Raw genomic sequence first — 12,334 nt, forward strand, 5'->3', positions numbered from 1 at the left:
CCCGCGCGCCGCCGCCGGGGCGCCGACCTAGCATCGCGCCCATGAAGCCGTTCCTCCTCCTGGCGACGCGCCCGGAGACAGCCGTCGCCGACGCGGAGTACGAGCAGCTGCTGCGCTACACAGGTCTGGTCGCCGACGAGCTCGTCCGCGTCCGGCTCGAGCAGGGGCCGTTGCCGGACATCGACCTCGGGGACCTGTCGGGCATCGTCGTCGGGGGAAGCCCGTTCACCGGGTCGGTCCCGCAGGAGACGAAGTCGGACACGCAGCTGCGGGTCGAGGCGGAGCTCGCCGAGCTGCTCGACGTGGTGGTCGCCGAGGACTTCCCGTTCCTCGGCGCGTGCTACGGCGTCGGCACGCTCGCGCGGCACCGGGGCGCCGTGGTCGACGGGACGTACGCCGAGCCGATCTCGGCGCCGACGGTCGAGCTGACCGACGCGGGTCTCGACCACGAGCTGTGCGCCGGGATGCCGCGGCGGTTCCAGGCGTTCGTCGGCCACAAGGAGGCCGTCCGCGAGCTGCCCGAGGGGGCCGAGCTGCTCGCGACCTCCGAGCGCTGCCCGGTGCAGATGTTCCGGGTGCGGGACAACCTGTTCGCCACCCAGTTCCACCCCGAGCTCGACGTGCCCGGCATCCTCCAGCGCATCGAGGCCTACCGGATGGCCGGCTACTTCGACCCCACCGACCAGGCCCTGGTCGAGCGTGCGGTGCAGGACGTCGACGTCTCGGCGGCCCACAAGGTGCTGGAGAACTTCACCCGCATCTACGCCCGCCACTGACGCGCGCGAGGGGCGGACGACCCACAGGTCGCCCGCCCCTCGTTCGTGCCGAGCTGTCCGCTCACTCGTCAGCCTTGCTGACTCGCGAGCCGGGGATCGTCAGCGGCGGACGCCCAGGGTGTCCGTGCCGTCGCCGTCCCAGTCGCCGACGAAGACCTCGTCGCCGGAGCGGCCGTAGTTCTGCTCGATGTCCGCCCAGCCCGACTCCAGGCTGTTGGAGACCAGGAACAGGTTGTCGCGACGCGACGCGAAGGTGTCCACGCCGTCCCCGTCCCAGTCACCGACGAAGACCTCGTCGTGGTCGCGCCCGTACTCGAGCTCGGCGTCCGCCCAGCCCGACTCCAGCGAGTTCGACACGAAGTACCCGTTCCCGCGGCGCACCGCGAAGGTGTCGGTGCCGTCCGCGTCGTAGTCACCCACGAGCACCTCGTCCGCCGCACGGCCGTAGTCCAGCTCGGTCCCCGCCCAGCCAGACTCGTGGCTGTTCGAGAGGAAGTACGCGTTGCCGCGGCGCACGGCGAAGGTGTCCACGCCGTCGCCGTCCCAGTCACCCACGAGCACCGTGTCGCCGGCGCGGCCATAGGTCAGCTCGATCTCGGCGTCGCCACCGAACAGCGAGTTGGTGAGGAAGTAGGCGTTCCCGCGACGCACGGCCAGGGTGTCCTGCCCGTCACCGTCCCAGTCACCCACGAGGACGTCGTCACCGCGACGACCGAAGGAGAACTCGTGCTCGGCCTGGCCGTCCCACCCGTTGTTGAGGTAGAACCCACGACCCGGCGTCGGGGGCGTCGGCTCACCCGGCTCCTCGGGCTCCTCCGGGTCCTCGAGCAGGTCGGTGACCTGGAAGAACGTGGTGGTGCCGGAGACCTCGCTGCCGACGATGAGCAGCGGCGCCGCGGTGGGCGACTCCTCGGCGGTGACGAACGCGAGCCCCTCGGGGCCGAGGTCGCCGGCCTGCGGGAGCGCGGCCTCCGGGTTCTCCTCGTCCTCCATGGAGATCGAGAAGTCCCGGTTGTTGACGTAGGTGACGAACTCCGACGCCGCGGGGTCGGTGATGTCGTAGACGGCGATGCCGCCCACGCGCTCGAACCCGATGAAGGCGTAGGTGCGGTCGCCGACCTCGCCGAGCACGAGGCCCTCGGGCTCGGGGCCCTTGTCCTCGGAGCGGCCCTCGAGGTTGGACTCGGAGTGGTTGGAGTTGAAGAACTCGGGCGCGGCCGCGTGCGTGATGCGCTCGAAGTCTTCGCCGGAGTCGAAGACGAGCTCGCCGTCGGCGGAGAAGATCGAGAACGAGCGGGAGCCGTACGCGTAGAGCTCCTCGTACTGCCCGGTCTCCTCGTTGAAGCCCTCCTCGAGGGAGACGTTGAGGCGGCCGAGCTGGTCGTCGCCGAGCAGGCCCGGGAAGGCGTCCTCGGAGACGGGGCCGAGGCCGTCGTCCTCGAGGTCCTTCACGCGCACGGACTCCACGTAGTCGCCCCACTCGCGGGCGTCACCCTCGTTCGCGGTGACGATGTAGTCCTGGTCGCCCACCGTGTAGGCGCCGACGGTGTCCGGCATGGGGATGCCGAACAGGTTGTCGAACGTGCGGATGTTGAACGTCGGCGCGTCCTCGGGGTCGCGGTCCGAGGGGTCGATGCCGTGGCCCTCGACCGAGTGGTCGACGAAGCCGAGCGGGAGCAGTGCGGTCAGGGTCGCGGTCGGGATGTCGACGACGGCGATCGCGTTGGCTTCCTGGACGGAGACGTAGGCGGTGGTCCCGGCGGTCGTGACGAACTCGGGCTCGAGGTTCTGCGAGATGCGCCGCTCGGGCTGGTCGTTCGTGTTCGGCACCTGGGGGCCGAAGACGCGCACGCCCTCGGGGAGGGTGTCGGGCGCATCGTCGTACTGGTGGAACGCGACGGTCTCGACGTCGTCGGCCGTGGCGGCCGCGACCTCGGCGGGGAGCGCGACGACGGAGATCGAGCCCTCGGGGTCGACCGAGAAGTCGTCCGCGGGCTCGCCCTCGTTGGCGACGACCGCGTGGCCCCCGTCCTCGGTCAGGGCCACGGAGTCGGGCAGCGGACCGACCTCGACGGCGCCGAGCGCGGTGGGCTCGCCGCTGACGTCGACGAACATCAGCCAGCCGTTGTCGGTCTTGGTCGGGTTCTCCACGGCGACGACGGCGAGGCCGTCCGCGCGCACGTCGATCGAGTTGGCGATCGCGCCCTCGGGGATCGTGCCCCCGCCGTCGACCGCGACGCCGGCGGCGGCGATCTGGTCCGCCTCGACGGGGTTCGCCGGGTCGGCGCTGTCGATGACCTGGACGACGCCGGCGAGGGCGTTGACGACGAACGTGCGCTGCGTGGCCGGGTGGAACGCGACGATCTCGGAGGCGGCCTCGTCGAACGCGCCGGACTCGAACGTGCCGAGCGGGTCGAGGGAGACCGACGGGTCGTCGGCGGAGTGGACGATCGGCTCGGGGACGATCGCGGTGCGGCCCGGGACGGAGCCGGGGCCCGCGACGGCGGGTGCCGCGATCGGGAGGACGAGGGCGGAGCCGAGGATCGCGGCTCCGCACACGCGGAAGCGCCTGAGGGTCATGTGGGGGTCACCTTCGTCGGTGGGGCGGGAGAATGCTCAACGTACGAGCGGGCGGTGGCCAGGCCGTGTCCTCCGGGTGAACATCTCGAGCGGCGGGACGGCGTGGGACCGGAGGCCGCCAGTCGGCCGTGCCCCCGATCTCGCGTGCGGCGAACGCGCGCCCGTCGGCACACCCGTCCGGTTGCGGCGCGGCGCCGGGCGCGGAACAGTGGAATGCACGCCCGGCGATCGCCGGGAGGTCGACGACATCAGGAGGTGGCCCGATGGGCCTCGGTGACAAGTTCGACGAGATCAAGGGCGCGGCCAAGGAGAAGCTCGGCGACGCCACGGACGACCGCCGCACGCAGGCGGAGGGCAACATCGAGAAGAACACCGCCAAGGCGAAGCAGGGCGCCGAGAACTTCAAGGAGGGCGTCCAGGACCGCATCGACGGCGACGACGCCCCGCGCGCCTGACACCCACCCGCCGACGCCGGCACCGCCGGCGAACGCACCGCGAGCCCTCGACCCCCACGGGTCGGGGGCTCGTTCGCGCCTCGGAGGGAACGTCCGCGTCCGACGACGACGCGAACCGCACGGTGGGCACCGGCGCGGCGCGCGGTGGGCCGCGCGGGGTGGGCCGCGCGGGGTGGGCCGCGCGGGGTGGGCCGCGCGGTGGGCGCCGAATCCTCTCGACCCACCCGCCACCGCCTGGAAGGCTGTCGCCCGTCCCGCCGCTCGAGATTCCGTCACGGCCGATGTCGATCCGGGCGCGCTCCGTTCGACGGGAGGGTAGGAGGCGCACCGGCGCCTCCACGACGAAGGGGCACCACCATGAAGTACATGCTGATCATGCGCAGCACCGACGCCGCCCTCGAGGCCTCCAAGGAGATCGACTTCGAGGAGATCTTCAACGCCATGGGCCGCTACAACGAGTCGATGATGGAGGCCGGCGTGATGGTCGCCGGCGAGGGCCTGGCGGGCCCGGAGGAGGGGTTCGTCGTCGACTTCGACGGCGAGACGCCGATCGTCACCGACGGCCCCTACGGCGAGACCCACGAGCTGTTCAACGGCTACTGGGTGATCGAGGTGGCCACCAAGGAGGAGGCCGCACAGTGGGCGAGCCGCTGCCCGCTCGGCCCCGGCAGCAAGCTGGAGGTCCGCCGCGTGCACGAGGAGTCCGACTTCGCCGACCTCGAGGGCAACGAGTTCCTCGAGAAGGAGCGCGGCTGGCGCAAGGAGCAGGGGGCCCGGGGCTGAGCGCCTCCGGGCCCCGCGGGGACCGGCCCGACGACGGGGCACGGGCCGGTCCCGCCCCTGCGAGCGCGCCCGACAGGGCCGGCACGACCACCACCCGGCCCGACGACGACGCGGCACGCGAGGCGGCCGACGCGGAAGCGCGCCGCACGGTCGAGGCGGTGTGGCGCATCGAGGGCGCTCGCGTGGTCGCCACGCTCGCGCGGGTGACGGGCGACGTCGGGCTGGCGGAGGACCTTGCCCAGGACGCCGTCGCGGACGCGCTGGTCCGGTGGCCCGAGTCGGGCGTCCCGCGCAACGCGGGCGCCTGGCTCACGGCCGTCGCCAAGCGGAGGGCCATCGACGCGTGGCGTCGTCGGGAGCGGCTCGACGTCCGCTACCGGGAGATCGCCCGCGATCTCTCGGAGACCGAGGAGATCGAGTGGGAGCCGATCCCCGACGACGTCCTGCGGCTCGTGTTCACCGCGTGCCACCCCGTGCTCTCGCGGGAGGCGAGGGTCGCGCTCACGCTCCGGGTGGTCGCGGGCCTGACGACGGAGGAGATCGCGCGGCTGCTGCTCGTCCCCGTACCCACGGTCCAGCAGCGCATCGTGCGGGCGAAGCGGACGCTGACCGCGGCAAAGGTCCCCTTCGAGACCCCCGAGCCGGACGAGTGGCGCGACCGGCTCGGCCCCGTCCTCGGGGTGGTCTACCTGCTCTTCACCGAGGGGTACTCGGCCACCGCCGGCGAGCGGTGGGTCCGGGCTGACCTCGCCCAGGAGGCGGTGCGGCTCGGCCGGGTCCTCGCCGCTCTGCTGCCACGGGAGGCCGAGGTGCACGGGCTGCTCGCGCTGATGGAGCTCCAGTCCTCACGGTTCGCCGCGCGAACGGGGCCGGACGGGAGCCCGGTGCTGCTCGCGGACCAGGACCGCAGCCGATGGGACCACGGGCGGATCCGGCGCGGCCGGGAGTCGCTGGCGCGCTGCGACGCCGTCGGACGTGGCAGAGGGGCCTACGCGCTGCAGGCCGCGATCGCCGAGTGCCACGCGGTGGCGCGCCGCTTCGAGGACACCGACTGGGAGCGGATCGTCGTGCTCTACGAGGCGCTCGGCCGGCTCGCGCCGAGTCCGGTCGTCGCGCTCAACCACGCGGTCGCCGTCGCCGAGGCCCGAGGTCCCGCGCCGGCGCTCGCCCTCGTCGACCGGCTGGCCGGCTCGGCGGGGCTGCGCGGGTCCCACCTGCTGCCGAGCGTGCGGGGCGAGCTCCTTGCCCGGCTGGGCCGCATAGAGGAGGCACGGTCCGAGCTCGTCACCGCGGCGGGGCTCGCGAGGAACGAGCGGCAGGCGGAGGTGCTGCGGGCCAAGGCGGCCGCGCTCTGACGTCCGGGCCTCCGGGCGCCGAGGGCAGGGGTGCCCGTGCCCGCCCGAACCGTCTCCCCGGCGTCGACTGTGCGCAAGCATGGTGATCCCCGACCCGAGGAGGCCTCCCGTGCGACGCGTCACCGCCGCCCTGACCGCCGCCGTCCTCGCCTGCCTCGGCCTGGCCGCGTGCGGCGAGGACGACGACCGCCCGTCCGCCGAGGGCGGGACCGGCGCAACCTGGCAGGACCCGGTCCCCGCCGGCGAACCGGTCGAGATCGCAGGCGCTTCGGTGACCGTCGAGGAGACGGAGATCGAGCTCGGCGAGGAGGATGCCGGGGAAGGGGAGCACGACGAGCCTGGTGAGGGGCGCGCACACGTGACGGCCCGCGTCTCGGTCGACCTGACCGACGCCGGTGGTGCCGTCGAGCTGCACGACACCCTCGTCCTCGACGTTCTCGGTGCGGACGGGCACGCGCCGTTCGGGCAGGGGTACTGCTCGGCCGACGACTCCCTGAGCCAGGCCGCGTCGGACGCCGACGACGCCGGCGACGACGCGTTCGAGGGATCGATCTGCGTCGACGTGCCCGCCGACCTGGTGGCGGGCGACGGTGCCCAGTGGCTCCTGCGCACGGGCCGCACCCCGGACGAGCCCGAGGCCCGGTTCGCGTCCTTCGACGACCGCCTCCCCGCCGTCGCCGAGCCGGCGCAGCCCGACCTGGTCGACCCGGGGACGACGTCGGCCGTCGCACCCGTGCCCGTCGGCCGTGCCACGGAGGTCGACGGGCTGGCCTTCGCCGTCTCCGAGTCGACGGTCGCTCCGCCTGCCGTCGCCGGTTCTGGTGCCGGGACCGCCGAGGTCTCGACCCGGCTCACGCTGACGAACACGGGAGACACCACCGTCGACATCGGCGAGGTCCAGGTCCCGTGGGTGGAGACGCTCGCGGGCAGGATGGCGTTGGAACCCTGTGCCCGGTCCCAGAACGGGCACCTGCGACGGGCCGATCTCTCCGGCCACCTCGTTCCTGGCGGATCGATCTCGACCGACCTGTGCGTCCTGGTGCCCGAGGCATGGGTCCCCGTCGCGGCCTGGGGTGTCGGGGACGCCGGCTGGTCGGAGCCTCCCGGCAGCGAGGGTGTCCGCCAGCTCGAGCTCGACGCCCCGGACGCACCCGCCGCGGATCCGGCCGACACCGTCGGACACCTGCCGGCCGCACCCGCCGCGACCGGACAGTCGGTCCGGCTCTCGGACCAGGGCACCGTCTCGGCGGCGCCCTCGACGGTCGAACCCGGGCCCGGACCGGACCCCCGGCTCGCCGCGCACCATGCGAGCTCGTCGCTCGAGTCCGTCTCGACCGTCCTCACCGTGACGAACACGGGCCCGACCGCCCGCACCGTCGACGACCTCGTGGGATACACGGCCTTCGTCATGCCCGACGGCGCCACTCGTCGGAGCGTCGTCTCAGCCGTCGGGGACGACGCAGGGGCCGACCCGCGGGTCGAGGTCGGGGAGTCGGTCGACGTCCGACTTGCCACCCTTCTCCCCGAGGGGCCGACCGACGGCGTCTGGCTGGTCGGTCCTGGATCTACGGCCGACGGCCAGATCTATGGGGTCCGCTACCTCGCCCAGGACGAGACTGGCGCAGGTGTCGATCTCGCCGACACCGAGCCGGCAGAGTCGTCGCAGCTCGGCGACGCCCTGGACGTCCCGGCGTCGGCAGGCGCCCTCGTCGAGCTGGCGCCGTGGCAGCTGGAGATGGGGCCCGCAGAGCTGCTGGGTCGGGATGAGGCGGCGGCGTCCGGCGTGCACATCGAGGACGACGTCCCCTCCGATGCCGTCCTGGTCGTCGCACCGGTGACGACCGCCTACCTACCGGGGGACGATGCCTACGTGGCCGACATCGGTGCGCTCATCCCGGTGCCCGAGCTGGTCGGACCGAACGGCGAGGTGATCGGCGTAGGGTCCGGCTGCCGGCCGGCCGAGTCCTGGTGGTGGGTCTCCGGCGTGCTCGCGGGCGGTCGCGCCTCGTTCGACGTGTGCGCCGCCGTGGCCCCCGAGGACGTCGAGGGAGCGGTCTGGCGCGTCGACATCGCCCTGGGCACGCGGTACGTGGCGCTCGACTGACACCGTCGGACGCCCGGTCCCGCCGGTTCGGGGGCAGGGGTGCCCGTCCCCTCCCGAACCGCCTCCCCGGCGTCGACTGTGCGCAAGCATGGTGATCCCCGACCCGAGGAGGCCTCCCGTGCGACGCGTCACCGCCGCCCTGACCGCCGCCGTCCTCGCCTGCCTCGGCCTGGCCGCGTGCGGCGAGGACGACGACCGTCCCTCCGCCGAGGGCGGGACCGGCGAGACGTGGCAGGACCCGGTTCCCGCCGGGGAGTCCGTCGAGATCGAGGGCTGGCAGATCACCGTCGAGGAGACGGAGATCGATCACGGCGAGGAGGGTGATGGCGAAGGCACCACCGAGGAGCCCGGCGAGGGGTACGCGCATGTCCGGGCGCGGGTGACGGCCGACCCGACCGACGGCGCATCGAGTACCTACCCGACCAGCGACGTCGAGTTCCACGTGCTCGGCGCCGACGGTTTCGCCTCGCAGACAGAGGCCGCGTGCACCGTCGACGACTCGCTGCGCGACGCGGCCTTCGAGGCCGAGGCCGACTCCGACCACGAGGGTCCGCTCGAGGGCTGGATCTGCCGGGACGTCCCCGCCGAGCTCGCCGAGGGTGGGCAGTGGCTCGTCAGCACGGCGCCCGACCCGGACGCGGACGACGACGAGGAGGCCGACCCCCCGCAGTACCGGTTCGCCTCGTTCGACGACCGGCTTCCGACCACCGAAGAGCTGCCCGAACCGGACGCCGTCACCGACGCCGACGGTTCTGTCCTCGACCCGGTGCCGGTGGGCGAGCCGATCGAGCTCAACGGCGTGACGTACTCGGTCGCGGAGTCGAGCACTCGCCCCGCCCTCGACGCCGTCGACGTCGAGGCCTCGACCACGTTCACCGTGACGAACACGGGCGAGGAGATCGTCGACCTGGACGCCCTGCCCCACATCCGTTTGGCCGAGCCGTCGGGCCGGCCCGTGACGGACAGGTGCGAGGGGCTCGGCGACGACGCCTATGCCGCGTTCGGGAACCCCACCGGCGTCCTCATGCCCGGGTCGTCCGCACCGGTCGAGATCTGCAACGAGATCCCGGCCGACCTGGCGCCGGCCGCGAGCTGGCGCGTCGACAACCGGACGACGGACGCGCTGCCGACGGAGGTCCGCCACCTCGAGCTCGTCGACCCCGACGCCCCGCCGGCCGAGCCCGCCCTCACCGACGGCCACCTCGTCGCGACCCCCGCCGCCGCCGGCGACGAGGTCCACCTCTCGCCGGACGCGACCGTCTCGTTGTCGGCCACCACCGTCGGCGACCCGGACCCCGCCGCAGCGGGCGACGGACCGTCCTTCGTCGACGTCGGGACCGTCCTCACCGTGACGAACACGACCGACTCCTCACGCAGCCTCATCGAGCTCCTGGACGGCGTGGAGTTCGTCGGGTCGGACGGCGCCGTCCGCTGGGCCGAGCGCACCGAAGTCGACGACGACTCGGGCGAGCGGATCGACCCCGGGCAGAACCTCCCTCCGGGCGGTGACCTCGACGTTCGGGTGACCGCGAGCGTTCCGGCGGGGGCAACGGACGGACTGTGGCAGGTCCAGCCCGGGCGAGACGCGGACACCCCGTCCTACGACCCCAGGTACGTGTCCGTCGACGAGGCCGGGACCGGCCTCGACCTGGCCGAGCCGCCCGCCGGAGATGCGGACCTCGGCCTCACCGCCGACGACCCCGCACCGGTCGACGCCCGCCTCGAGGCGGAGCCGTGGGCGGTGAGCCTGGGCGCGACCGACACGGACGCGCGCGCACTCGTCGAGGCCGAGGGCGCGCTCGACGACGTCCCGGCGGACGCCGCCGTTGTCGTCGTCCCCGTGACGAGTGGCCACCGGCCGCCGAGCCCCGACGCAGATCCGTGGACGTACAGCCACCTCCCGGAGGTCGCGCTGATCGACGGGAACGGCGAGTCGCACGCCGCCTACGACACCTGCCGGCTGGAGGACCGGCTGTGGGAGGTCCTCCCCGGCGGGGAGACCACGTACCGGGTCTGCGTGACCCTTCCCCCGGAGGACCTGGAGGGCGCCGTCTGGGAGATCACGGTCGGGAGCGTCGACGGCGGCGAGGACGAGATCCGCTACGTCGAGGTCGGCTGAGCCGGAGACCCGCGCAGCAACGACGAAGGCCCCGAAACTGTTGGAATCCCAACGGTCTCGGGGCCTTGCGCGTGGCGGTAGCGGTGGGATTTGAACCCACGGTGGCTGTTAACCACACAGCATTTCGAGTGCTGCACCTTCGGCCGCTCGGACACGCTACCTCGGCGCACCACTGTACCCGCGGCCCACCGGCGCTCCGCACCGATCCGGCGCGAGACGCGTCACGCTCACGCGTCGCACACGCCTCCGTCACCTCTCCCCCATACCCTGACCTGGTGACTCAGCCGCCGTCGTCGACCGGGAGCGGCCACACCCTCGAGGACTACTTCCCGGGTGTGGGCGCCGGGGAGACGCGCGGCCACGACGCCGGACGGGACCTCGCGCCGGGCGCCGCCACGACGCCGGGCTCCGGCACGCAGCCGGGCACGTCCGCGCCGGCCGTCACCCCCGGGCGCACGAGCACGACGACGACGCCGCGGCTCCGCCTCATCCCGCCGCCCCCTCCCCCGCCCGCGGGCTCGCTGCCGCCGGAGCCGACCGACATCGACGCCGCCGTCCAGCCGCTCGCCGACGCGCTCGACGGCCGCAGGTTCCTCGCCATCACCGGCGCGGGCATCTCCACCGACTCGGGCATCCCGGACTACCGCTCCCCCGGCTCCCCGGTGCGCCGGCCGATCACGTACCAGCAGTTCCTCACCTCGCCCGCCCACCGCGCGCACTACTGGGCGCGCAACCACCTGGGCTGGCGCTACATGGCCGACCGGCGCGCGAACCTCGGCCACCGGGCCCTCGCGCAGCTCGAGCGGGAGCGGTTCGCCACCGGCGTGGTCACGCAGAACATCGACCTCCTCCACGCGCGCGCCGGCCAGCCCACCGTCGTCCACCTGCACGGCCGCTACGACCGGGTGCGCTGCCTGAGCTGCGGCCGCACGATCCCGCGCGCCGAGCAGGACGACCGCCTCGTCGCCGCCAACCCCGGCTGGCGCGAGCGGCTGCTGCGGCTGCGGGACGTCGAGGTCGCCCCGGACGCCGACGCGGTCCTCGAGGACACCACCGACTTCCACGTCGTCGACTGCGAGGTGTGCGGCGGCGTCCTCGTGCCCGACGTCGTGTTCTTCGGCGGCACCGCCGACCCCTCCCGCACGCGCCGCGCCGCCGAGCTCGCCGAGGCCTCGACCGCCCTGCTCGTGGCCGGCTCGACCCTGTCCGTGTTCGGCGTGCGCCGCATCGTCAACCGGATGGTCAAGGCCGGGTTCCCGCTCGTCGTCATCAACCGGGGACCGACCCGCGCCGACGATTCGGCCACCGCCACGCTCTCCGCCTCCACCACCCGGGCGCTCCCCGCGCTCGACCGGGCCCTGCGCGAGCGCCGCGCGGCACGCCCCGCCTGGCAGCGCTGACGACGACCGGCCACCCGCGTGGCGACGGGTGACCGGTAGGGGTTCGTCGTCGTCGGGGACGTGGCCCTACCGCGCGGCGCGGCGCCGGACGAGGACCACGACGCACGCGACGACCCCGATCGTCGCCGCGAGCATCCCGGCGCCCATCGTGGCGAACTTCGCCACCGCGAACGAGGAGTGCAGCAGCGCGAGCACGCCCGGGAAGCCGGCGGGGTCCGCGATCATGCCGAACGAGACGAGGTTCTCCAGGGCGTCGAAGGCCGCGCCGAGGACGAGCCCGCCGGCGGTGACCCGGCCCAGCAGCCGCCACCGACCGGGGAGCAGGCGGACGAGGAGCGCCCCGAGGACCAGGCCGGACAGCCCGTACGCGACGAGGAAGCCGAAGTCGGTCAGCTGGGTGCGGGTGAAGTCGTCGAGCGTGCCGAGCGACTCGAGCACCCCGAGGTGCTCACGGACGGTCGCGGCCGAGAATGTCGTCTGCCCCTCGGCGAAGGTGACGGGGTAGCCGGTCGCGTCGTACATGCGCTGGAGCACGGTGTTGACCACGCCGACGACGACGAGCGTCGCGATCGTGGCGCCGACGTGCGCGGCGAGGGAGAGGCGGGCCGGCGCGTCCCACCACGAGCTCGTGCGGCGCAGCGTGCGGGCGGGGCCTGCGCCTGCCGTTGGTGCATCGCCGTCGCCGGGCCTCGCGATCGCGCCGGCCCCGTGCGTCTCGTCCGTCGTCGTGCTGGTCATGGTGCTTCCCTCCGAGTCGATGTA

General features: G+C 73.7%; 9 protein-coding genes and 1 tRNA gene. 7 read left to right on the plus strand and 3 right to left on the minus strand.

What is annotated here, in order from left to right:
- Positions 1-41 precede the first annotated feature (41 nt).
- The gene (locus AC24FB_RS06555; RefSeq protein WP_425714308.1) at positions 42-776 is read left to right on the plus strand and encodes a glutamine amidotransferase; all 735 of its coding nucleotides are present in this window, start codon (positions 42-44) and stop codon (positions 774-776) included.
- Positions 777-875: 99 nt separating this feature from the next.
- On the opposite strand, the gene AC24FB_RS06560 is transcribed toward AC24FB_RS06555, so the two are convergent.
- On the minus strand, positions 876-3,356 hold the full coding sequence (locus AC24FB_RS06560; protein WP_425714307.1) for a choice-of-anchor I family protein: 2,481 nt from the start codon (positions 3,354-3,356) through the stop codon (positions 876-878).
- A gap of 263 nt (positions 3,357-3,619) precedes the next feature.
- Here AC24FB_RS06560 and AC24FB_RS06565 point away from each other — a divergent pair, with 263 nt between their 5' ends.
- The 5 genes from AC24FB_RS06565 (at position 3,620) to AC24FB_RS06585 (ending at position 10,172) form a co-directional block, all read left to right on the plus strand.
- Positions 3,620-3,811: a CsbD family protein gene (locus AC24FB_RS06565; RefSeq protein ID WP_425714306.1), complete on the plus strand. Its 192-nt coding sequence runs from the start codon at positions 3,620-3,622 to the stop codon at positions 3,809-3,811.
- Positions 3,812-4,168: 357 nt separating this feature from the next.
- The gene (locus AC24FB_RS06570; RefSeq protein ID WP_425714305.1) at positions 4,169-4,594 is read left to right on the plus strand and encodes a YciI family protein; all 426 of its coding nucleotides are present in this window, start codon (positions 4,169-4,171) and stop codon (positions 4,592-4,594) included.
- Positions 4,595-4,752: 158 nt separating this feature from the next.
- On the plus strand, positions 4,753-5,949 hold the full coding sequence (locus AC24FB_RS06575; RefSeq protein WP_425714304.1) for an RNA polymerase sigma factor: 1,197 nt from the start codon (positions 4,753-4,755) through the stop codon (positions 5,947-5,949).
- A 109-nt stretch (positions 5,950-6,058) separates the two neighbouring features.
- Positions 6,059-8,053 (plus strand): thioredoxin domain-containing protein, encoded by a 1,995-nt coding sequence (locus AC24FB_RS06580; protein WP_425714303.1) that lies wholly within the window; start codon positions 6,059-6,061, stop codon positions 8,051-8,053.
- Positions 8,054-8,171: 118 nt separating this feature from the next.
- The gene (locus AC24FB_RS06585) at positions 8,172-10,172 is read left to right on the plus strand and encodes a hypothetical protein (protein WP_425714302.1); all 2,001 of its coding nucleotides are present in this window, start codon (positions 8,172-8,174) and stop codon (positions 10,170-10,172) included.
- Positions 10,173-10,244: 72 nt separating this feature from the next.
- On the opposite strand, the gene AC24FB_RS06590 is transcribed toward AC24FB_RS06585, so the two are convergent.
- Positions 10,245-10,333 (minus strand) — tRNA-Ser (locus AC24FB_RS06590).
- Between the two features lie 360 nt (positions 10,334-10,693).
- Here AC24FB_RS06590 and AC24FB_RS06595 point away from each other — a divergent pair.
- Positions 10,694-11,572, plus strand: coding sequence for a Sir2 family NAD-dependent protein deacetylase (locus tag AC24FB_RS06595; protein WP_487561423.1), 879 nt, complete (start codon positions 10,694-10,696; stop codon positions 11,570-11,572).
- A 66-nt stretch (positions 11,573-11,638) separates the two neighbouring features.
- Here AC24FB_RS06595 and AC24FB_RS06600 read toward each other — a convergent pair whose 3' ends face one another.
- Positions 11,639-12,310: a hypothetical protein gene (locus AC24FB_RS06600; protein WP_425714300.1), complete on the minus strand. Its 672-nt coding sequence runs from the start codon at positions 12,308-12,310 to the stop codon at positions 11,639-11,641.
- Positions 12,311-12,334: the final 24 nt, after the last annotated feature.

This window comes from Georgenia sp. Z1344 (assembly GCF_057652375.1).

Coding starts and splice junctions, on each gene's coding strand:
- AC24FB_RS06565 (WP_425714306.1), top strand. CDS start 3,620: ATGGGCCTCGGTGACAAGTTCGACGAGATCAAGGGCGCGGCCAAGGAG.
- AC24FB_RS06570 (WP_425714305.1), top strand. CDS start 4,169: ATGAAGTACATGCTGATCATGCGCAGCACCGACGCCGCCCTCGAGGCC.
- AC24FB_RS06555 (WP_425714308.1), top strand. CDS start 42: ATGAAGCCGTTCCTCCTCCTGGCGACGCGCCCGGAGACAGCCGTCGCC.
- AC24FB_RS06560 (WP_425714307.1), bottom strand. CDS start 3,356: ATGACCCTCAGGCGCTTCCGCGTGTGCGGAGCCGCGATCCTCGGCTCC.
- AC24FB_RS06600 (WP_425714300.1), bottom strand. CDS start 12,310: ATGACCAGCACGACGACGGACGAGACGCACGGGGCCGGCGCGATCGCG.